The following is a 21,387-nucleotide window of genomic DNA, read 5'->3' as shown; positions in this document are numbered from 1 at the left end:
CAAATTTACAATTAAAATGAATTTACACCATTAACAGTCGTGTATTTAAAGCTTAATTTTTGATCTGGATAAACATATTTGAAAGCGCTGTGGCACATCAAAGCTGCCTCATGGAATCCACAAAGGATCAACTTAAGTTTATTTTCATAGGTGTTGATATCTCCAACGGCATAGATTCTCTCAACATTGGTAGAGTAATCAGTAGTATCCACTTCAATGGCGTTTTTGTCAATATTCAAACCCCAGTCAGCAATAGGCCCCAATTTTGGGCTTAGTCCGAAAAGAGGAATCAAATAATCTGTATCCACTACCAATTCTTCCTTGGCTTTATTTTTCATGGTGACACTTTGAAGGTGTCCGTTGCCAGATATTTTGGTAAGATTAGAACTCAAGATTAGATCAATTTTACCGTTGTTAGCTAAATCAAAAACCTTGGCAGCAGAATCAGGAGCTCCTCTGAAAGTTTCATTTCTATGTACTAAAGTTACTTTTTCGGCTACATCGGACAGGAAGATGGTCCAGTCTAGGGCAGAGTCACCGCCTCCTGCCAAGATCACTTTTTTACCTCTAAATTGCTCAGGATCTTTTACCATGTAGGTGATGCCTTTCCCTTCAAAGTTTTCAAGGTTTTCCAGAACAGGTTTTCTTGGTTCGAAACAACCCAAGCCTCCAGCAATCACAATTACTTGGGCATGAACTTTTGTTTTGTCACTAGTGGTCACCACATAAGATCCATCGTCCTGTTTGGTAAGGTGGTCCACTCTTTCGCCCAAGCTAAAAGTCGGGTTAAAAGGTTCAATCTGTTTCATCAGATTATCTACCAAATCCTGGGCTTTGACTTCCGGATAACCTGGAATGTCATAAATTGGCTTTTGTGGATATATTTCAGAAAGCTGTCCACCTACCTGTGGCAATGCGTCAATCAGGTGACAACGCATTTTCAGCAAGCCTGCTTCAAATACAGTGAATAATCCTACAGGCCCAGCTCCGATGATGCAAATGTCAGTTGTTATCATGGTATGTATATCTATTTACTTGCTTACCAAATTGAAATTGTCTGTTTTTTCCGTGCAAATATAGGTAGTAAAACAGCCAATCCCATAATTATTTAAAACTATTCTAAATTACTGTAGATTGTGTTCAAGATTCTTTTGAATTCTTCAAAATCATTTTGATCCAATTTTTCCCAAGCTTTCTCTCTGATAAGAGAAACTTTAGGTTTGAGCTCATTGACTTTATCATGTCCATCACTGGTCAGATGAATTTGGTAACTCCTCCTGTCAGCGGGATGCTGTACCCTTTCTACATATCCTTTTTTGCATAGGATATCAATGATTCGGGTCAAAGTAGGCTGATCTTTGAAAACTAAAGCGGCTAACTCTGATTGGCTTATGGCCTCGTTTTCCGCTAGTCGCTTTAAGATGAGCCATTGATCAACAGTTACGTCAAAATCTCCATTTTTGAACTTTTGCTGGGCGTATTGTTTAACCCTCCTGGCTGTTCTGTCCAGTAAAAAGGAGTATTGGCTAAATTGTTCTTTTGTCATCGCAATTATTAGTATGACAAATATAATGGAAAATTGTTTTACGAAAAATAAAACCCTATAAAAAAGATAGGGTTAATGAGTTTTTATTTGATTGATTCATTTTTAAACTGGTTTGATGTTTTCTAAAAATGAATGATTTAGCTGTTTTTGAGGAGAAAGTGAATGACTTCTTGAATCGATTTTGCTTTGAAAATCAAATTTGGGCGACTGATTTCAAAAGTAAGTGGTGCTTCAGTGACGTGGATGGAAGTTTCTTCAGATAAACTTATGCTATTTTTTTGAAGAGCCAGGTTCAGCCATTGGGTAATTGGCTGGGGTCCCTTAATAGAAGGGGACAAGGGGAATGACTTAGGTCGGATTTTTCCGGTATTTGAATCAAAAGACAGCTCATCACTAGGGAGAAGTTTGTTGATTTTTCCTGAAAGAATAAGGTCTTCAGGTGTTCCGCATAAAAGGGGATCACCACATTGCATGATCCAAAGTTCATCTGAAGTTTCAATGGCTATGTCGAGGTCATGGGTGATGACCAAAATGGATTTATGTTTGTTTTGTGTGACTTCTCTAAGCAGGTGCATGATTTCGTATCGGTTGACCAAGTCCAGATGAGCAGTAGGCTCATCAAGAATGATCAAATCACCATCTTGGGCCAAGGCCCTTGCAATCATTACTTTTTGAAGCTGCCCATCACTTAATTCCGAAACCAATTGATCTTTAAGGTAGTAGGTTTTGGTGGCCTTCATGGCCTCTACCACCATTTCTTTGTCCTCAGGAGTGAGTTTGCCAATCCAGTTTGTAAACGGGGTTCTTCCAAGGCTCACCAGCTGTTCGACTGAGAGATTTCCGGGAGAAATCCTGTCTGTCAGTACCACGCTGATTTTCTTGGCCAATGATTTAGCATCGATTTCTTGGACAGGAAGATGACCAAAATTGATGCTTCCTTCAAGACTTGGGAGCTGTCCCATGATGGTTTTTATCAGCGTAGATTTTCCTACTCCATTGGGGCCAAGCAGACAGGTCAATTTTTCTTTTTGTAGCTCAAAGGTCAAGGATGTACCTATTTTCTTGAAGGACTTTCCTTTTTTATAGCCAATGCTGACGTTTTGCCCAGTCAATATGTGCTTGTCCTTTACCATTTAAAATTCACTACTCAAGTTTCTTTTTAGAATTAGCCAAATTACCAAAGGTGCACCAAATAAAGAAGTGATTACGTTGATTGGCAATGTCTCTGCAGAACCGGGGATTTGGCTAATGGCATCACTGATCAATAGGAAGCAGGCTCCTATCAAAGCAGAAGCAGGGAAAAGGATTCTGTGGTCACCAGTTCTGAATATCATTCTAGCCAAATGGGGGACAGCTATTCCTATAAAGGCGATTGGTCCACAAAAAGCCGTGGCACTTCCTGCCAACAATCCCGTACTTAAGATCATGGCCCATCTCAGACTTTTGATATTGACTCCCATACTGGTGGCATAGCGCTCTCCCATTAGCATTGCATTGTATGATTTTATTAAAGCGATTACGGGAATAATACCAATGAAGCAAATAAGGGATAAAACTTCCAGTTGCGTTCCACTAATGCCGCCTAAGCTTCCCATGGACCAGATAGTGAAAAGCTTTAAGTCTTCAGCATTACCAAAATAAGACAATACGCTGACCACAGCACCTGAAGCGCTGCCAAACATCAACCCTATTATCAAAAGCGTCATGCTATCTTTAATTTTCCAAGCAGTCAGGCTCATTAGCAGCAAGACCAAAATGGCTCCTAAACTTCCTGATATGATGATTCCCCAAATGCCCCAAGTCATATAATTGGAACTGGAAGAAAATGTGATTCCAAGCGCACTGCCTCCCATAATCATGATGGCAACGCCTAATCCTGCTCCAGAACTTATTCCAAGAACATAGGGGCCTGCTAAAGGATTTCTAAAAAAAGTTTGCATTTGAAGACCACTCACTGAAAGTGAAATTCCTACTAAAACAGCTGTAATGGCTTTTGGAATACGATAAAGGAAAAGTATGGTTTCCCAACTGGCTTTATCTAGGTCAGCGCCTAATAATCCATGAATTAATTGGGGTATTGGGATATAAACAGAGCCTATGGAGATATTAACAAGGAAAAACACCAAAAGTAAAACTACTCCTGTGATCAATTTTAGTCTTATATTTTTACTAAAGGTCTCCAAATTAAAAATGACTAATCTAATTTTTGGTAAAAATAAGGGCTATAGTTGGGTAATAGCTCGGGATGAAAAACTTTTATCAAGTCTTTAAGGATTATGTCAGGCCTAGTATAGCCTAGCTCAAAGTACTCTAGTCCTCCGGTTTCTCCTCGGGTATTCGAAAAGGTATAAACCTCTCCTTCTTGGAAGGATGAAAACTGGGTATATCTTTCATCTGCATTTTTCATTTGATCCAAGGAAGTGAATTCGGCTGTACTGATCCAAATGTTAGCATTTAAACCTTTTTCCAATACATATTCATAATTCAGTTGAAGGCTTCCTGAACTTTCCTGGTCTTTAAATATGTAATCAGCGCCTGCGTCTTTTAGAAATATCGCTCCCCAGTTGTTGCCGGCAGGAGCATACCAAATGTCTTTGTACATACTGCCACTAATGACGGTTGGGAGATTTTCAAGGTTAGCCTCTTTTACAGATGATTTTAAAGCATTGTAATTTTGTTTTATTTCGTCAAATTTCTTTGTTGCTTCCTTGAGTTTTCCCGTAAGCGCACCCGTAAATTTCATCCATTCAGCCCTTCCTAGGGGGGTTTGTTCCATATAATCTCCATTGATGACAGTAGGGATTTTCGCCTGACTCAGGACTTGAAGGTCTTTTAAGTTATCTCCCAAAGTAGATATTACTACTAAGTTTGGTTCCAAATCAATGATTTTTTCAGTATTGTATTTGGCTCCAGTGCCTAAGTCTTCCACTTCACCCTGGTCGATTTGCTTTCTTATTTTCTTTGAGGAGATCAGTTTGGTGTTTGGGAATGCTATAAGATTTTTAGATAAGTCCAATTCATCCAAGTGGGGAATTTGTGTCGTGGAGGTGAGAATGATTTTTTGGACAGAGGAATCAATTATTGCATCAAAATGGGATTCTGGTGCTTTTGTTTTTTCTGTTTCTTTGACCAAATACCGAAAGGCTTGGTGTTCCCCTGGGAATCCATGTAATACTTCGACTATCTTGCAGCCTTTGCCTTGGAGTATTTTAAAACCTACGGCATGGTCCAAAGGGATTTCCTCTAATTCTTCATTATGAGATGCTTTTTGGTTGGGGGCAGAGCATGCTGCAATACTAAAAATGATTGTCAAATAAAATAATACTTTACTCATAACCGAAAACCAGACTTGGACTATTGATGATATTCTTAAAAACCTTTCTTTTATGATCAGGTATCAAAGGTACATGAAAGCTCCCATTTCTTCCAACCCCTTAGAAAAATACTCCCAATCTGATAGATGCACGGTTAAAAATGTACCTTTCAGCCCTCAGAGAGTGATAACCGGATGGCAATGAGTTGTTGAAGTTGGTTTGCTGCGGATCCAGCACCGCGGAGTATTCAGTAAGTATTTGCCTTTTGTAACCAATGGTAAGACTGAGCTTGGTCTTTCCCTTGGTTTTCATGAGTACTCCAAATGTAGGATTGAGTAAAAGTCCTCCCTCGTGCCATTCCGTATCGGTTTTCTTTTCCAATAAGGTCGAGCCAAGGCCAATGTCAAAAGAAGCCAATGGAAGGAACTTTTCATTTCCCCAATAGGCCCTAGCCCCGAAAGCCAAAGGTAGAATGTTAGCAATGTTGTACCTGTCTATGCCTGTCGTAAAACCTAGGTTTAGCCATGGGTTGATTCTTACACCGTTAAAAGTTTGCAAGGTTAAAGCGGAAGTAATCCCTAGCCCCTGATTACTTTGCAAAATACCTATTTCGGTATGATTGGTGAAGGGAAGCGTCTGAGCCTGGACACTTCCCTTAAAAAGCATGATTACCAAAGTTAAAACAATCCAACTAAAAGTCTTAAAAAACAAAGTCATTCTGAAAGTCTAATAAAGTTGCTGTTTTTCAATCTGCATACAGCTTAATAGTTTGAGTTGACCTGGATTACTATAATCATATTGGCAGATTACATCATTGCCAATTACGATAAGTGATTTTGGTCCGGGAATTAAATCAATAGCATTTAGATTCTCCAAGTGTTGCATTTGGTTTTTATCAAGGTTCATCACGTCTTGTACTTTGAAGCTTTTTAAGCCATATTCCCCCTCACAAACGAAAAGGTTGTAGCCTGATAAGCCCAATCCGTGAGGATTTTTCATTTCATAAGATTTGAGTAATTTCGGGTTGGATGGATCCTTGATATCAAGTACTTCCAATACATTCATGCCCTGACGACAGAAAGTGCCGCTCCTCAAGGTGACAAAAGCATAATCATCATTGGCTACTACTGGGTCACAGCTGGTGAAGTGAGAATAAACAGAAAGCATTTCCGGTTCTGATGGAGTAGAAACATCATAGATGTGCATGCCCGTATTCGAACCGATAAATAACTTGTCCTTGAATGGGAAGATGGTCTCTATTCCCCAACCAAGGTTGATCTGTTTTACGAACTCCGGGGAAGCTTTTTCACTTACATCGAATAACCTTAAGTCGTAATCGTCAACGGTATAAAGGTACCCGCTAGATAATGTGAACCTGGCCATTGATCCACCTTGCCCATAGCTGCCTCCTGCATCGGCATTGGCAAATGAGGCGGTTTCTAACCAAAAGATTGGTCCTCCCCAATTTCTTCTTGGTTCGGTACTGGTCATGACAGAATCCTTGAAATACATGAAAGTTCCTACTTCTGGGTTGGTGTAATAGTTCATAAAGACATCTTCCACTCTTTTGACCATTTTGACATTATAGGGGTTGCTAATGTCAAAGGCCAGTAGGTCAATGTAGCTATCTGCGTAAAGTATATTGTCATTTACAGCCAAATCCACCGTGCCAGGGACTTCTATGAAACTGATGTTTTGAGGGTTTGAAGGGTTGGAATTATTGATGACATGGATGCCCTCATGGGGCTCATTGACAAATAAAAAGTCACCAAAAATATAAATTTTTCCTGTTTCACTTATCTCTCTAGGAGCCACTTGTCCAACGGACATGCTTCTCAAGGTACTGGCTTCCATCGAAACGGGGACCATGGCGTGATAAGTGTAGGTGCTCTCTACTTGGTCGTTGCAAGAGGTGTATCCAAGGACTATCAAAAAAAATGTCAGCACTTGAGACCAATTTTTGGAAATGAGTAAACGCTGTTTCATGACTAAGAAATTTAAGGTTATTAGTTTAACTAAAAGCTTTATGTTCCTTAGACGTAGTGTTCGTCTCAAGTGCTACAAGGTGAAGAATAAAATTTCAGTTTTTTTAAGGATGTAATTTAATTGAGTCTGTCGTACATTTTCTTTTCAAAATTTTCAAATAGATGTACATAGTTCTTTAGAATATTTTCTGTTAAGGAGTTTGAAGCATTTTCAGTGTAGACGGGAGTGGCTTTGATCCGGCAAATGATCATGTCCAACCAGCCTTTTCCATCGTCAATAAGTTCTTCATTGAAAGCATCAAGGGTGACATCTCTTGAGCCAGAGTAGGGAGGCCTGCCTTGTTTTTTAAAAAACTCAGTCATGGTGTTCAGGGCAAGCTCATGGGTGATTTCAAAGGATCGGTGCAAATGTTGTTCAAGCTTTGGGTTTATTCCTTTCAGTTTAACTTCCTCAATGACTTCCTGAAGCTCTACAAGTGAGGTTTGGAAATCATCAAAGCACTTTTCGCAAGTTAGCGGCTGTGTTTTCATAATCGATGTCGTTTTCTTAAAAGTACAAAATTCCAATAAAGAAAGCACCGAAATTATTCCGGTGCTTTCAATTTAATTTTTGTCTAAATTAGTTTTACCTGACACTGTATGATTGCCTGAAAGGCCTCCCTCTTGGAGTGAGTCCTTCTATGACCAATCGCCCACTGTAATCTTCCAAGAAGGAGCCTATTTCTTTGGGGTCTTTTGCCGGTTCGCCATTAACTTCTGTTAGGATGAAGCCATTTCCTAGTCCTAATTCATTTAGATATCCTCTTGTCAAGGATGTGATCTTGATTCCGTAATTAATCTGAAGTCGGTCTTTTTCTACTGTATTTACCGATTCTAATCTTGCCCCTAATAAAGCAGAGGAGTAAAATGCTCTTTTGATTATGCCTGTGCCTCCTTCGAGGTTTTGAAGGATGAGTTCAGTGCTTTTGTGCTGGTTACCTCGGTCATAAGTGATGTTCAATTTATCTCCCGGGTAGTAATAGGAAAGCGCTTCTTCAAAACTTCCCTTTCCGGTAACTTTAATACCATCTACACCTTTAATGACATCCTTTACTGCTATGCCAGCTTGGTCTGCAGCGCCACCTCTAATAACATGGGTGACCACCACACCATCTAAGGACTCAAGATCCATTTCTTTGGCTAATTCAGGGGTGATTTCTACTGCTTCAATACCAGGGATGGCTTTCTGTACTTCACCAAATTTGATCAGGTCATTGGCAACCTTAGAGGCAATATCCACAGGCACAGCAAACCCATAACCAGTGTAAGAGCCGGTCCTGGAAAGAATGGCAGTGTTGATGCCAACTAATTCCCCTTTGACATTGACCAGGGCTCCACCAGAGTTTCCAGGGTTAATGGCAGCATCTGTTTGGATAAAAGATTCCAATGGGAAATCTCCTCCAAGAATGTTGATTTGTCTTTCTTTGGCAGAAACAATTCCGGCCGTTACGGTCGAAGTAAGGTTGAAAGGATTGCCGACTGCAATGACCCATTCCCCAATTTTAAGGTCTCTGCTACTGCCTTTTTGGATAGCCGGAAGCTCTTCAGCCTCAATCTTCAGTACGGCAATATCAGTATTAGGGTCCGTGCCTATGAGTTTGGCTTGATAAGTTTTTTTATGATGGATTACCTCTAATGTTTCGGCATTTTCAACCACATGGTTATTGGTGATGATATAGCCATCTTGGCTGAAAATAACCCCAGATCCTGTACTAACGCGTTGGCTTGAGCCTCCTTGAGGACCGAAAAAGAAGTCAAACATGCTATACCTTCTATAGTCGGTTCCGGAAAAGTTCTTTATAAAAACGACCGACTCGGTGCTTTTTTCCGACGCTTCTACAAAAGAAGTTGGTGGATTGTTTTGAACCATGGAAGGCTTGGGCTTAATCTCTTCTTCCGTATAATTGTGAACTTGCTGGGAAGAGTATGTTTGACCAGAAGAGGTCTCTAAATTGGATAAATTGTCATGAGTGAATAACTGCTGATACGCCCAGGCTCCCAACAGTCCGGCAACAAAGGCCAAAATGAAAGTAGTTAAGCTTTTTTGCATGAGACTAATTTTTTAGATCAATTTACGTCTAAATTTTTATTACGATCTTCTGTTTAACATTTTTTAATAAACTGGCACTGAACCATGAATCAGAACGCTCGTAATGCAAACCATAATACAATTTAACTACTTTAGGCCTCTCCAAGGAAATGCCAGAAAGGCTGAAGGTGAAAAAGTGGCAAAAAACAAAGGAAAAGTCTTTTAAGCTTGTAAATTTGTCAGCTTAATAAGATAGCTTTGAGTTAAAAGAGGAGACAAAAAGTCTCTATTGCAGAGAAATAAAGACATCAATGTCAAGTAAGAAAAGAGTAGCACTGCTGGGATCTACGGGCAGTATCGGTACCCAGGCTTTGGAAGTGATGAGAAATCATGATGACCGCTTTGAGGTGGAAGTGCTGACAGCCCAGAATAATGTGGATTTATTGATTCAGCAGGCCATAGAGTTTACCCCTAATGCTGTGGTCATTGCAAATGAGTCTCATTATAAGAAGCTCAAAACGGCATTGGATCCTCATTATATTAAGGTTTATGCAGGGGAGAAAGCCTTGGCCCAGGTGGTTGAAATGGATACTATTGATGTTGTGCTTACTGCGTTGGTAGGGTATTCAGGTTTGTTGCCTACGATAAGTGCCATCAATGCGGGTAAGCAAATCGCTTTGGCCAATAAAGAGACTTTGGTCGTGGCTGGGGAGCTAATTACGCAGTTGGCTAGGGAAAAAGGTGTAAATATTTATCCCGTTGATTCAGAACATTCCGCAATATTTCAATGTTTAGTAGGGGAGTTCCATAATCCAATTGAGAAACTGATTCTGACCGCTTCAGGTGGGCCGTTTAGAGGACGTGATAGTGCCTCTTTGCAGGATGTTACCAAGGAGCAGGCCTTAAAGCATCCCAATTGGGATATGGGTGCCAAGATTACCATCGATTCTGCCTCCATGATGAACAAGGGCTTGGAAGTGATTGAGGCAAAATGGCTATTCGGAGTTAGACCTGATCAGATTGAGGTGGTGGTGCATCCCCAATCTATCGTGCATTCTTTGATTCAATTTGAAGATGGTAGTATCAAGGCACAACTCGGGTTACCTGATATGCGTATTCCCATTCAGTTTGCCTTGTCATATCCGGACAGATTAGTGTCCGATTTCCCAAGGTTTGATTTTATGCAATATCCTTCTTTGGATTTTGAGAAGCCAGATTTAAAAACATTTAGGAACCTCCAATTGGCTTTCGACGCATTGGAGAGGGGAGGCAATGCGCCTTGTGTACTCAATGCTGCCAATGAGGTGGTTGTGGCCGCGTTTTTGCAAGATCAGGTCGGGTTCTTAGAAATGTCCGATATTATTGCAAAAGCAATGGAAAAAGTGGAATTTGTCAGTCATCCTGCCTTACAGGACTTTGTCGATACTGACAAAAAGGCAAGAATTGTAACAGAAGAAATTATAAAGTTTAAAAAATAAAGTATGGATACTTTGATTATGGTGGGCCAGCTATTGCTGGGACTCTCTATTTTGGTTGGGTTGCATGAAGGGGGGCACATGTTGGCAGCGAAGCTGTTTGGCATGAGAGTAGAAAAATTTTCCATTGGTTTTCCTCCGAAAATTGTAGGGTTTAAGTATGGAGAGACAGAGTATTCATTGGGGGCTATCCCTCTTGGTGGATTTGTTAAAATATCAGGAATGGTGGATGAGTCCATGGATACTGAACAGTTGGCCTCAGAACCACAGCCTTGGGAATTTAGGGCTAAGCCAGCTTGGCAAAGATTGATAGTGATGCTTGGAGGGATTATTGTTAATGTGATTACAGGGATCATCATCTTTATCGCTTTGACCTATGACCGTGGAGAAACCTATTTTTCCAGAGACCAAGTGATTGAACATGGGATAGTGGCGTATGATATTGGACAGCAAATCGGTTTTCAGGACGGAGATAAAGTTCTTGAAGTAAACGGGCATACCTACGAAAGTTTGTCTGATTTGTCCAATGCGGATGTTTTGTTGAGCGAAAATGGTTACTACACGGTAGACCGTGACGGTGAGATCATCAAAATAAAAATACCTAGAGGTTTTATCAATTCATTTTCCAATCAAGAGGCCATGTCCAATTTTATTGATATAGGTGTGCCTTTTGTGGTGATGGAGTCGGTAAAAGGAACCCATGCAGCTAAGCTAGGTTTGCAAGAAGGGGACAAGGTATTGGCAGTGAATGGAGAAAAAGTGAGGTATTTTACTGACTTCCAGAAGAAGCTTGAGGAGTATTCTTCCAAGCAAATTGATCTTACTTACGAGCGAAACGGTCAAGTGAAGGAAGGGGAAATAGATGTTTATGAAGACGGAACCATTGGAGTACTTGTTAACCCTTTGATCGAGCCTGTAAGAAAGAGTTATAGTTTTAATGAATCGATAGCGAAAGGCACAGAGAAGGCCTTTAGTGTAGTGATTGTTAATGCCCGTGCTTTAGGTAAAATGTTTACCGGAGAGGTATCTACTAAAAATGTCAGTGGTCCTATTGGAATGGCCAAGATTTATGGCAGCAGTTGGGATTGGGTGAAGTTTTGGAGTATCACAGGCTTGATATCCATGATCCTTGCCTTTATGAATTTATTGCCAATTCCTGCATTGGACGGTGGTCATGTTGTGTTCTTGTTATACGAAATGATTTCTGGTAGAAGTCCATCAGAGAAATTCTTGGAGAATGCCCAGAAAGTAGGAATGGTGTTATTGTTGGCCCTGATGGTGTTTGCCATTGGGAATGATATCCTGAAGTTATTTACTGGAGGCTAAAACATTCGATAAACACTGCCATTTTGTACCTTTTTTGACATTGGCATATCCATTGAGTTTAGTAGAAGAACCTTTGTTAATTCAAGGTTCTTCTTTTATTTTAAATTTAAATATGACAAAATTACAGTCATTCTCTATATGAATAAAAACGACAGTCCATTATACCAATCATTGATCATGGGTGATTTTGCGAGCGAAGGGGATTTGATCCATTTGATCACTGATGATGAAGAAGCGGACCAATCACAACTTGAGAGCTATTCTGAGGAGATTCCCATTCTATCAGTTCGAAATACAGTACTTTTCCCTGGTGTAGTTATTCCGATTACAGTGGGACGAGAGCGCTCCATCAAGTTGGTTAAAAAAGCTCAGAAGGGAGATAAAATGATCGGGGTTTGCGCCCAGATCAATCCAAATAATGATGATCCTTCTTGGGATGATATTTATCATGTAGGGACCATCGCAAAGATTGTTAAAATGATTGTTTTGCCTGATGGCAATACGACCATTATCATCCAAGGGAAAAAGCGTTTCAAGATAAAGGAAACCATTACCGAAGATCCCTATTTCCAGGCGAAAGTAGAGTACCTGGAGGAAACTTTTCCAGAGGGAAACAAAAAGATTCAGGCTTTGGAAGAATCGCTTAAAGATGCCGCAGCCAAGATCTTGCAATTAAATCCCGATATTCCTAGAGAAGCCCAGGTGGCTTTGGACAACATTGATAATACGGCCTTTTTGACGCATTTCCTTTCATCCAATATTACTGCTCCTGTTGAGTCCAAGCAAAAATTGCTAGAGATCAATGATGGAGTGGATAGGGCAACCTTGCTGCTTGAATTTATGATGAAGGATATCCAGATGTTGGAGCTGAAAAGTGAGATTCACAAGAAGGTTCATACTGATATCGACCAGCAGCAAAGAGATTACTTCCTAAGACAGCAGATGAAGGTGCTTCAAACCGAACTAGGTGAAGAGGGACCTGAGAAAGAAGTGGAAGAATTGCGTGCGAGGGGTAAAAATAAACAGTGGCCAGAAGAAGTAGGGAAGCACTTTGAAAAAGAGCTGGACAAAGTGTTGAGGATAAATCCATCTGCTGCTGAATATCCGATTGCATTGAATTATGCAGAAGTGATGGTTGATTTGCCGTGGAATGAGTTTACCGAGGATAATTTTGACTTGAGGAGAGCCAAAGATATCTTGGATAAGGAGCATCATGGCCTTGAAAAAGTTAAAGATAGAATCATTGAGTATTTGGCTGTGCTAAAGCTCAAGCAAGATTTGAAAGGCCCGATTTTATGCCTTTATGGCCCTCCTGGTGTTGGGAAAACTTCCTTGGGCAAGTCCATTGCCAAGGCATTGGGAAGAAAATATGTGAGGATGTCTCTTGGAGGCTTGCATGATGAGGCAGAGATCAGAGGTCACCGAAAGACCTATGTTGGTGCCATGCCTGGAAAGATTATCCAGAATATGAAGAAAGTCAAATCATCCAACCCTGTTTATGTATTGGATGAGATCGATAAACTGAGCTCAGATTTCAGAGGGGATCCTTCTTCCGCTTTCTTGGAGGTGCTTGACCCTGAGCAAAACAAGGCATTTGTAGACAATTACCTCGAAGTAGACTATGACCTTTCCAAAGTGTTGTTTATCGCTACCGCCAATTCATTGGAGACTATCCAGCCTGCTTTGAGGGACAGGATGGAGATGATTGAGGTGACGGGTTATACCATGGAAGAAAAAGTGGAAATAGCCAAAAAGCACCTTATTCCAAAGCAACGAAAAGAACATGGATTAAAAGCCAAGGATATTTCTTTCGATAAAGCGGCTATTGTAAAAGTGATAGAAGATTATACCAGGGAATCTGGCGTAAGAAATTTGGAAAGGCAGTTGGGTACAGTTATCAGGAATGTGGCCAAATCCATTGCAATGGAGGAGGAGTACCAAAAGAAAATCACAGCAGCCATGGTGAGAAAAATTTTGGGTGGTGAAGTTTTTGATAAAGAAATGTACCAAGACAACAGTGTGGCCGGAGTGGTTACGGGCTTGGCATGGACATCAGTTGGTGGAGAAATCCTCTTTATTGAATCCTCTTTGAGCAAAGGAAAAGGGAAACTAACCCTGTCCGGTCAATTAGGTGATGTGATGAAAGAATCAGCCATGACTGCCATTTCCTACTTAAGGTCCAAGGCTTACAAATATGGAATAGATAGCCGAATCTTTGATCAATACGACCTTCATATTCACGTTCCTGCTGGAGCAGTACCAAAAGATGGTCCTTCAGCTGGGATTACGATGTTAACAGCTTTGGCATCTTTATATACTCAAAGAAAAGTGAAAGCCAAACTAGCAATGACTGGTGAGATTACTTTGAGAGGAAAAGTAATGCCTGTTGGGGGGATTAAAGAGAAAATACTTGCTGCCAAAAGAGCGGGAATCAAGGAGATTGTTCTCTGCAAACGCAACCAGAAAGATATTGAGGAAATTGATGAACAATATGTGAAAGGGGTAACATTCCATTTTGTAGATAATGTGGATGAGGTTTTGGAAATTTCCTTAATGAATTCTAAAGTAGATGATCCTTTGAAGTTTACATTTGAAGAATCATCCAAATCAGTGGAAGTTTAAAATTTAGTATAAAACCGGCAGCATTGATTATAAAAATGTTGCCGGTTATTTTTTTAAGAGTTGATCAGAAAAGTGTTACTTAAAGAACCATTTTCAAGCTGATTTAATTTGAGGTAAACAGCTTATAAGGTTAGCACAAATAAAACCCAAACAATCTAGTTTGAACTATCCACTTGCTGGCATGTTTTATGAGTTAGTGGGTTTAAAGAAAAGAAGATAATCGAAGTCAGTCAATCTGATTTCCTGACCGAAAGATATTATGAAAGAAATTAATCATTTGACACCAAAACAAATTGTCCATGAATTGGACAAATATATAATTGGGCAAAAAGATGCTAAGAGAAATGTGGCCATTGCACTGAGAAATAGAATCAGGAGGATGATGGTGAAAAGCGACCTTCAAAAAGATATTGTCCCTAACAATATTCTTATGATTGGGTCTACCGGTGTAGGTAAAACGGAAATTGCCAGGAGGCTAGCCAAAGTGGCCAATGCCCCTTTTACCAAGGTGGAGGCTTCCAAGTTTACAGAAGTGGGATATGTAGGGCGTGATGTAGAGAGTATGGTGAGGGACCTAGTAGAACAGTCCATCAACTTGGTAAAAGAAAACAAAAACGAAGAGGTAAAAGAAAAGGCGGTAGAAAATGTAGAGGATATTTTATTGGATATCTTGATCCCACCTGTGAAAACTCCTTCTTTCAATACTTCCAGAGCAAATAGCAACGGAGAGTTTGATCCAGAGAAAGCTTCTGAGCAAGAGCTAAACGAAAAGACCAGAGAACGTTTCAGAGAGAAGCTCAAAAATGGAGAATTGGAAGAAAGAAAAGTAGAGATCAATGTCAAGCAATCCTCTCCAGTGGGAGTAGGGATGATTGGTAATGGAATGATGGATGATGCCAGCATGGCCGGCCTTCAGGACATGATCAGTGGGATGATGCCCAAAAAGACCAAGAAAAGAAAAGTGACCATTGCCGAAGCCCGCAAAATTTTGATGGAAGAAGAGACTTCCAAATTGATTGATTTTGATGAGGTTAAAGAAGAGGCCATTTTCTTGGCTGAGAACAATGGAATAATCTTCATTGATGAGGTGGACAAGATAGCTTCCAAGAGCGGAAAAGGCGGTGGAGGCCCTGATGTAAGTAGGGAAGGTGTTCAACGGGATTTGTTGCCAATCGTGGAGGGAAGTGCAGTAAATACCAAATATGGTTTGGTGCATACTGATCACGTTCTCTTTATTGCGGCTGGAGCATTCCATGTGAGCAAGCCTTCTGACTTGATCCCTGAATTGCAGGGACGTTTTCCGATTAGGGTAGAACTAGATAGTCTTTCTCAGAATGACTTTACCCGGATTTTGAAAGAACCAAAAAATGCCCTTACAAAGCAATACCAGGCATTATTTGGAGCAGAAGAGGTACATCTTGAATATACTGATGAGGCCATTGAGGAAATAGCCAGGATCGCTTTTAAGATCAATGAGGAAGTTGAAAATATTGGGGCAAGGAGATTACATACTGTGATGAGCCATTTACTCAATGACTTCTTGTTTGAAGTGCCTGATACCATTCAGGCCAACTCCAAGATCATGATCACCAAAGAGATGGTAGATGAAAGGCTAAGTTCTTTAGTGAAAAACAGGGATTTATCGCAATACATTTTATAATCAAAAATAGAAGGAGGCAAGTTGCCTCCTTTTTTATTAACTATAATTAGTGCCATGAAAAGCCTTTATGTTTTAACGGGTTGTAGCAAGGGTTTAGGGAAAGCCCTTTTGGACGAATTGGTTGAAAGTGAGAAAAATCAGGTTGTTGGGATTTCTAGGTCAACGATGGAGTCAGGTGATGGTTTTACACATTTTGAATTGGATTTGGCGAATACGACAGGTTTAATCAAAGAATTGCCTTCCATTTTTCCTGTTGGAGATTTTGACAGAATAGTTCTGATCAATAATGCAGGATGGATAGGAGAAATTGGGCCTTTGGGCAAATTGGATCCAACAGGAATTGCAAAGATCAATGCCGTAAATGTGGTAGCCCCGGCCATTTTAATAAACGAATATGTGAGAAAATACCATGATCAAAAGTGTGAAAAGCTGGTGATCAATATCTCATCAGGAGCGGCCAGTAAGGATGTCGACGGTTGGTCAGGTTACTGTAGTTCAAAAGCAGCTCTCAATAGAATGACCGGTGTGGCCCAAGTGGAAAGTGATCTAAAGGGTTTTGGAATCAACTATTATGCTTTGTCACCAGGGATCGTCGATACCCCTATGCAGGCAGATATTAGATCGGCTGATCAAGAGAATTTCAGTGGGTTGAAAAAGTTTAAGGATTTTAAAGCAAACGATGAATTAAGTTCTCCCGAAGTGGTAGCGGAAAAAGTACTCTATTTAATAGACCATTTGGACGAGTTTACAGAAGTACTTCAGGATGTAAGAGATTTTTAGCTCTCGTTCTTGGGATAATCTACAAACCAAAAACTGGCATTGGCTGGACTGATGTTTTTCCAGTACTCGGTATTGAAAGTAAATCCGAATTGGCCGCAGGTGGGGAGGTTGTCGATAGTGCCTCCCAAGTCTTCAATCAGTTCATTGAATCCCGGATTATGGCCAAAGATAAAGGCGACGTCATTCGTGTTGGGGATTTGATGTAAGCACTGAAGAATGTTGTGTGAAGAAGCATGATAGAGATCTCGAGTGAGTTTAATCTGTTTCTTTGGAAAGTGGAGGTTCTCTGCTGTAATCAAGGCGGTGGATTTTGCTCTTTCAGCATCTGATGAAAGCATATAATCCGGAAATATCTTTTTCTTTTTTAGTCTCTGGGCCATTCTTGGTGCATCCCTTAAACCACGTTCTGCCAATGGTCTAGCATGGTCTTCCAAAAAGGGATTGTCCCAAGAAGATTTGGCGTGTCGATAAATAACTAATTTTTTCATGTTCATAAGATACTAAAAAAACATATTTGTTTTTTGGACGAATATTTTTACTTTAAGTATTCAATTAACCACTAACAATTTTAATTATTATGCTTACCGGAAAAGTGAAATTTTACAATGAAGCTAAGGGATTCGGTTTCATTATAGACGATGAATCCCAAAATGATGTCTTTGTTCATGCAACAGGGCTTGTAGACAAAGTCGAACAGAATGACAAAGTATCATATGACGTCAAAGAAGGAAAAAAAGGATTGAATGCTATAAATGTTAAAAAAGCATAGAGTTATTTCAGCCATTTTTTTACAAAAAAAGAGAGCTATGTCCGAGCTCTCTTTTTATTTTTTAACGATTTAGGATGAAAAACAGCAGGGATACCCCTAATGTAATGATCATCCTCTTGGCTTTTTCCTGATGTTCTTGATCAACCTTTCTTTTTCTCAATACCAACACCGCCATGCTTAGCGCTACCAATTGCGCTCCCAAACCAAAACCATTCAGGAAAAAGAGCTTTTCTTGATCCATAAAAGTTAAGATTGCATTGGCCATTGGGATAAGGCAAAGCAAAATGCCCACTAACCCAATGACAAACGACCTTTGCAGCAATTTTCCTGCATCCTTGTCCATCCAACTCATAACTGCTATTTATTTTTTAATGTCGTTTTTCCGTTTTGAAAAATATTCATCGATCTCTTTCAAGGTCATCGCGTTGAGGGTCATTTCATTGGTCAGCCCTCCTTTTCTGCCTACCAGTACACCGTATTTCATATGGAAGTACCCTTTCTTTTCGTGGGCGTCCGGATTAATGGAAAGCTTGACGCCTTTTTCCATAGCATAATGAACCCATCTCCAGTCAAGGTCAAGGCGCCACGGGTTGGCATTGATTTCTATGACTACCTTATTCTCAGCACAAGCATCTATGATTGCTTTGTGATCAATGGGGTATCCTTCTCTTCTCAGCAAAAGTCTGCCAGTTGGATGTCCTAGGATGGTAGTGTAAGGGTTTTCAATGGCTTTGATTAACCTAGCAGTAGCTTTTTTTCTGGTCATGTTCAGACTGCTGTGGATAGATGAGACGATAAAGTCGAATGAAGCCAATACTTCATCAGGATAATCCAAATTACCATCAGGAAGAATATCACTTTCTATTCCGCTGAAAACCTTAAAAGGGGCCAGCTCTTTGTTTAAGACTTTGATCTCTTCCTGCTGCTTTTCTACTTTTTCTATGTCCAAACCACCAGCATAAGAAGCTGTGCGGCTATGGTCACTGATGCCTAAATATTCATATCCCAATTCTTGACAATAAAGGGCCATTTCCTTCAGGGTATGTTTGCCATCACTGTAGGTAGAGTGGTTGTGGAGGATGCCTTTTAGGTCACTTTCTTCAAGGAGTAGCGGAAGTTTATCTTCTTTGGCCAAGGCTATTTCAAATTGACCTTCTCTAAGCTCTGGTAGGATATAGGGTAGGCCAGCTTCTTGGTAAGCCTCTTTTTCAGAAGAGAAAGACTTAGACTTAAAGAAACTGCCCAAGGTTTGCTCATTATCAATTGGAGCTAATAAGTGAGACCGGCTTCCGGTTCTGAGTAATTGTTCACTGACAAAAGAACTGTTGCTTGCCGCAAAGAAAACTATTTCCAGTTCTTTCTCTTTTGTTTTTCCTCTCCAAGTAAAGGGGCTGGAAATCTTTTTGTTTTTCTCGATTGCTTCAAGCTGATCTATTTTATCAAAAGTTTCTTTGCGTTGATCCGTATTGATGATCCATTCTAGCCTTTCAATAATTTCAGCCTTCCTGGCAAAATCACCTGTGATAGCGATGTTTTCCTTACCAAATAACCCTTCCAGTTTTTCCTGAATGGCAATTGCCTCTGGCTCAGCATCCGCATAGTGCCATTTTCCTCTGTTGGACTCCATGTACTCCAGAGACTGAATGATACCCTCTTGCGTTTTGGCACCAAAGCCCTTGATTTTGGCTACCTCTCCAGCTTGGCATGCTTCTAACAATTCATGGACGGAGGTGATGTTTAGTTCTTTCCAAAGAACTTTGATTTTTTTTGGTCCTAAACCTTTTATTTCAAGTACTTCGAGTAAGCCTTTGGGCGTTTTGTCCAATAGTTCATCAAGATATTGGTGTGTTCCTGTCTGTTGCAGTTGTTCAATGACTTCAGCAATGCTTTTTCCAATTCCATTGATTTTTTGAAGCTCATCTTTGCTTAGCCCTTCAAGGCTAATGTTTCCTTGGTCGATAGAGTAAATGGCTGAGGTATAGCTGCGGATTTTAAAGGCATTTTCCTCATGCAGTTCCATCAATTGGGAAGTTAACTTTAGTATTTTGGTGATGTTTTTATTGTCCAAAGCTTTCTTGTTATTTGCGTTTTAGGTAGCGGCAAATGTCCGTAATAATTGTTTTAAAATAAAATCATAAGCCTTATCTTATGGGACAATCAAGTTAGAAAGATGAGATCACAAATGAATAAAATTATAGTTTTATTTTTTGGTTTTTGCTGTGCTTTTCAAATGACAATTGCCCAAGTCCAAGTTGTTCAAAGGATAGAAGTTCCTTCTGAATGGGATGATTACGATTATATCGTGTTGCCCACACAAGAAGGTACAATTTCATTCAGGACCAAAGCTGAAAGAGGTTATAGCCTACAGCAACGGATCCAGTACTTTACGACGGACAGGCAATTGAATGCTTCAAAGGTTTTTGAATTTCCGGTTAAGGATTATTTTGATATGACTGGTTTTGACCTTGATGGAGATTACTTGTACTTGTTGTTTCAGAAAGGGGAATCATTTGCCTCTGAGAAAGTAGTATATGAAATCAATTTGGTTAACCAAGCTTTAAGGGAGGTGCCTATAGAGAATATTCTGGATATGGAACTTCAGGAGTTTTTGGTGATGGACAAGAAAGCAATCCTGATGGGAGTAATGGATTATAGACCAGCGATTCAGGTATTCGATACAGAGAGTAAGAGTGTGTTTACAGTCCAAGGGGTTTACGCAAATGAAGTCAGTATTCTGCAATTGAGAAAAGATGAGGAGCTTAAGGTCTTTGATGTTTTGGTAAGTAAAAGAGACCGTTTGAAACAACGGAGCTTGTCATTAATGACTTTTGATATTGAAGGGAACAAATTACGGGAAGTAAAGGTGGAGCCAGAAGATAGGCCAGATTTGGAAATTGTAGAAGGAGTGCTTACCCCAATTCAGAATTATAATCAAGTGCTTATTGGGCCATATGGAGAAAGGAAAAGAGAACCCAATAGAGGAATTTATTTTTCTAAAATCAATGAATTTGGAGAGTATGAAAACATATTCTATAATCTAACTGATTTTCAGAATTTCTATAATTACTTACCGGAGAAACAGCAGGAAAGAAGAGAGCGCTCTTTGGAGAAAGCTGTAGAAAAGGATAAAAATATTACCATCCCCAATAGTTTAGTGACTAGGGAGGTGGTAGCAGGGAATGATTATTTTTTAATTTACAATGACTACTTTTTAACCAGCTCGGGAAGGTTTTCTCCAAGAGATATGATGTATTCCAGTGATTTTTATCGCTATGCTCCTTTGAGTATGAGGAATAGGGTGATGAATGGTGGATATCCATGGTATTATTCTGGTATGCCTGATCCAACCTCCAGTAATGAATACAAATTCATGGCCGCGCAATTTGTGCTTTTGGACGGTAGGGGAGAGATGATCTGGGACAATACACTCTCACTAGACGATTATGTGACTACCAGCCCAGGTAAGTTTGGAGAGGTCAGTTTTGACGGAAGAAACCTTTTTTATATGTATCTCGATGAGGACAAGTTGATGCTGTGCTACCTTGAAGATGGAGAAGTCCAATATGCCAATAAAGAGTTTGACTTGGGTTTGCTCGATGAGGATGAAAGGATAAAAGAGACCCAAGATGAAAGTCTTTCATTAAGCTGGTGGTATGATAATTATTTTCTTTTATCCGGTAAACAAAAAGTAAGGTACCTTAATGAATCAGGAAAAGAAGATACAAGGGAGACATTTTTCTTGACAAAGATAAAGGCTACACCAAGTGAAAAGCCAATGATAGAATGAATAAGGGGTTAATTGGTATAGACGAGATTTTGGGGAGAGGAAGGATTAGAAAGAG

At 40.0% G+C, this 21,387-nt stretch carries 19 protein-coding genes; 7 read left to right on the top strand and 12 right to left on the bottom strand.

All coding sequences use genetic code 11. From position 1 onward, the window contains the following. Positions 1-11: 11 nt before the first annotated feature. From JL001_RS23070 to JL001_RS23030, 9 genes are all read right to left on the bottom strand, one after another. Positions 12-1,016 (bottom strand): NAD(P)/FAD-dependent oxidoreductase, encoded by a 1,005-nt coding sequence (locus JL001_RS23070; RefSeq protein WP_192012081.1) that lies wholly within the window; start codon positions 1,014-1,016, stop codon positions 12-14. Between the two features lie 98 nt (positions 1,017-1,114). After that, the gene (locus JL001_RS23065; protein ID WP_200980255.1) at positions 1,115-1,546 is read right to left on the bottom strand and encodes a MarR family winged helix-turn-helix transcriptional regulator; all 432 of its coding nucleotides are present in this window, start codon (positions 1,544-1,546) and stop codon (positions 1,115-1,117) included. Positions 1,547-1,683: 137 nt separating this feature from the next. Further along, positions 1,684-2,679: an ABC transporter ATP-binding protein gene (locus JL001_RS23060; RefSeq protein WP_200980254.1), complete on the bottom strand. Its 996-nt coding sequence runs from the start codon at positions 2,677-2,679 to the stop codon at positions 1,684-1,686. Beyond that, a complete protein-coding gene (locus tag JL001_RS23055; protein WP_236252953.1) occupies positions 2,680-3,696 on the bottom strand; it encodes an iron ABC transporter permease in 1,017 nt (338 codons plus the stop codon). A 44-nt stretch (positions 3,697-3,740) separates the two neighbouring features. Next, positions 3,741-4,880 (bottom strand): ABC transporter substrate-binding protein, encoded by a 1,140-nt coding sequence (locus JL001_RS23050; protein ID WP_200980250.1) that lies wholly within the window; start codon positions 4,878-4,880, stop codon positions 3,741-3,743. A 100-nt stretch (positions 4,881-4,980) separates the two neighbouring features. Beyond that, on the bottom strand, positions 4,981-5,526 hold the full coding sequence (locus tag JL001_RS23045; RefSeq protein WP_200980248.1) for a hypothetical protein: 546 nt from the start codon (positions 5,524-5,526) through the stop codon (positions 4,981-4,983). A gap of 60 nt (positions 5,527-5,586) precedes the next feature. Then, positions 5,587-6,846, bottom strand: a complete 1,260-nt coding sequence (locus tag JL001_RS23040; protein WP_200980246.1) for an LVIVD repeat-containing protein — start codon at positions 6,844-6,846, stop codon at positions 5,587-5,589. Between the two features lie 116 nt (positions 6,847-6,962). After that, on the bottom strand, positions 6,963-7,376 hold the full coding sequence (locus tag JL001_RS23035) for a nucleotidyltransferase substrate binding protein (protein WP_200980245.1): 414 nt from the start codon (positions 7,374-7,376) through the stop codon (positions 6,963-6,965). Positions 7,377-7,470: 94 nt separating this feature from the next. After that, entirely contained in the window at positions 7,471-8,934 is a 1,464-nt protein-coding gene (locus JL001_RS23030; RefSeq protein WP_200980244.1) for a S1C family serine protease, read from the bottom strand. A gap of 290 nt (positions 8,935-9,224) precedes the next feature. Between JL001_RS23030 and JL001_RS23025 the strand changes: the two genes are divergently transcribed. The 5 genes from JL001_RS23025 (at position 9,225) to JL001_RS23005 (ending at position 16,776) form a co-directional block, all read left to right on the top strand. Continuing rightward, positions 9,225-10,391 (top strand): 1-deoxy-D-xylulose-5-phosphate reductoisomerase, encoded by a 1,167-nt coding sequence (locus tag JL001_RS23025; RefSeq protein ID WP_200980243.1) that lies wholly within the window; start codon positions 9,225-9,227, stop codon positions 10,389-10,391. A 3-nt stretch (positions 10,392-10,394) separates the two neighbouring features. After that, positions 10,395-11,714: an RIP metalloprotease RseP gene (rseP, locus tag JL001_RS23020; protein ID WP_200980242.1), complete on the top strand. Its 1,320-nt coding sequence runs from the start codon at positions 10,395-10,397 to the stop codon at positions 11,712-11,714. Between the two features lie 138 nt (positions 11,715-11,852). Then, complete coding sequence (gene lon / locus JL001_RS23015; RefSeq protein ID WP_200980241.1) at positions 11,853-14,336, top strand: endopeptidase La; 2,484 nt, start codon at positions 11,853-11,855, stop codon at positions 14,334-14,336. Between the two features lie 259 nt (positions 14,337-14,595). Beyond that, positions 14,596-15,996 (top strand): ATP-dependent protease ATPase subunit HslU, encoded by a 1,401-nt coding sequence (gene hslU / locus JL001_RS23010; RefSeq protein ID WP_200980240.1) that lies wholly within the window; start codon positions 14,596-14,598, stop codon positions 15,994-15,996. 54 nt (positions 15,997-16,050) lie between these two features. Then, positions 16,051-16,776 carry an SDR family NAD(P)-dependent oxidoreductase gene (locus JL001_RS23005; protein ID WP_200980239.1) on the top strand — a complete coding sequence of 242 codons (726 nt, stop codon included), beginning with the start codon at positions 16,051-16,053 and terminating at the stop codon, positions 16,774-16,776. Here JL001_RS23005 and JL001_RS23000 read toward each other — a convergent pair. Continuing rightward, entirely contained in the window at positions 16,773-17,264 is a 492-nt protein-coding gene (locus tag JL001_RS23000; RefSeq protein ID WP_200980238.1) for a histidine phosphatase family protein, read from the bottom strand. The two genes, JL001_RS23005 and JL001_RS23000, sit on opposite strands and share 4 nt — an antisense overlap. 89 nt (positions 17,265-17,353) lie before the next feature. Between JL001_RS23000 and JL001_RS22995 the strand changes: the two genes are divergently transcribed. After that, the gene (locus JL001_RS22995; RefSeq protein ID WP_192012095.1) at positions 17,354-17,545 is read left to right on the top strand and encodes a cold-shock protein; all 192 of its coding nucleotides are present in this window, start codon (positions 17,354-17,356) and stop codon (positions 17,543-17,545) included. A 61-nt stretch (positions 17,546-17,606) separates the two neighbouring features. Here the strand turns inward: JL001_RS22995 and JL001_RS22990 are convergent, their stop codons facing one another. Both JL001_RS22990 and polX read right to left on the bottom strand, forming a co-directional pair. Beyond that, a complete protein-coding gene (locus tag JL001_RS22990) occupies positions 17,607-17,897 on the bottom strand; it encodes a hypothetical protein (protein WP_200980237.1) in 291 nt (96 codons plus the stop codon). A 9-nt stretch (positions 17,898-17,906) separates the two neighbouring features. Continuing rightward, a complete protein-coding gene (polX, locus tag JL001_RS22985; RefSeq protein WP_200980236.1) occupies positions 17,907-19,613 on the bottom strand; it encodes a DNA polymerase/3'-5' exonuclease PolX in 1,707 nt (568 codons plus the stop codon). A gap of 114 nt (positions 19,614-19,727) precedes the next feature. Here polX and JL001_RS22980 point away from each other — a divergent pair, with 114 nt between their 5' ends. Beyond that, the gene (locus JL001_RS22980; protein WP_236252951.1) at positions 19,728-21,332 is read left to right on the top strand and encodes a transcriptional regulator; all 1,605 of its coding nucleotides are present in this window, start codon (positions 19,728-19,730) and stop codon (positions 21,330-21,332) included. Positions 21,333-21,387 lie beyond the last annotated feature (55 nt).

This window comes from Echinicola sp. 20G (assembly GCF_015533855.1).
GTDB lineage: Bacteria > Bacteroidota > Bacteroidia > Cytophagales > Cyclobacteriaceae > Echinicola.
This window is presented reverse-complemented; position numbering and strand designations above follow the sequence as displayed.

Bases quoted from the DNA above. Each gene is read 5' to 3' on its own strand.
- JL001_RS23045 (WP_200980248.1), bottom strand. From the start codon at position 5,526: ATGCTTTTTAAGGGAAGTGTCCAGGCTCAGACGCTTCCCTTCACCAAT.
- lon (WP_200980241.1), top strand. From the start codon at position 11,853: ATGAATAAAAACGACAGTCCATTATACCAATCATTGATCATGGGTGAT.
- JL001_RS23025 (WP_200980243.1), top strand. From the start codon at position 9,225: ATGTCAAGTAAGAAAAGAGTAGCACTGCTGGGATCTACGGGCAGTATC.
- JL001_RS23040 (WP_200980246.1), bottom strand. From the start codon at position 6,846: ATGAAACAGCGTTTACTCATTTCCAAAAATTGGTCTCAAGTGCTGACA.
- JL001_RS22990 (WP_200980237.1), bottom strand. From the start codon at position 17,897: ATGAGTTGGATGGACAAGGATGCAGGAAAATTGCTGCAAAGGTCGTTT.
- JL001_RS23005 (WP_200980239.1), top strand. From the start codon at position 16,051: ATGAAAAGCCTTTATGTTTTAACGGGTTGTAGCAAGGGTTTAGGGAAA.
- JL001_RS23050 (WP_200980250.1), bottom strand. From the start codon at position 4,880: ATGAGTAAAGTATTATTTTATTTGACAATCATTTTTAGTATTGCAGCA.
- JL001_RS23035 (WP_200980245.1), bottom strand. From the start codon at position 7,376: ATGAAAACACAGCCGCTAACTTGCGAAAAGTGCTTTGATGATTTCCAA.
- JL001_RS22980 (WP_236252951.1), top strand. From the start codon at position 19,728: ATGAATAAAATTATAGTTTTATTTTTTGGTTTTTGCTGTGCTTTTCAA.
- JL001_RS23030 (WP_200980244.1), bottom strand. From the start codon at position 8,934: ATGCAAAAAAGCTTAACTACTTTCATTTTGGCCTTTGTTGCCGGACTG.
- JL001_RS23060 (WP_200980254.1), bottom strand. From the start codon at position 2,679: ATGGTAAAGGACAAGCACATATTGACTGGGCAAAACGTCAGCATTGGC.
- hslU (WP_200980240.1), top strand. From the start codon at position 14,596: ATGAAAGAAATTAATCATTTGACACCAAAACAAATTGTCCATGAATTG.
- JL001_RS22995 (WP_192012095.1), top strand. From the start codon at position 17,354: ATGCTTACCGGAAAAGTGAAATTTTACAATGAAGCTAAGGGATTCGGT.
- rseP (WP_200980242.1), top strand. From the start codon at position 10,395: ATGGATACTTTGATTATGGTGGGCCAGCTATTGCTGGGACTCTCTATT.
- JL001_RS23065 (WP_200980255.1), bottom strand. From the start codon at position 1,546: ATGACAAAAGAACAATTTAGCCAATACTCCTTTTTACTGGACAGAACA.
- JL001_RS23070 (WP_192012081.1), bottom strand. From the start codon at position 1,016: ATGATAACAACTGACATTTGCATCATCGGAGCTGGGCCTGTAGGATTA.
- JL001_RS23000 (WP_200980238.1), bottom strand. From the start codon at position 17,264: ATGAAAAAATTAGTTATTTATCGACACGCCAAATCTTCTTGGGACAAT.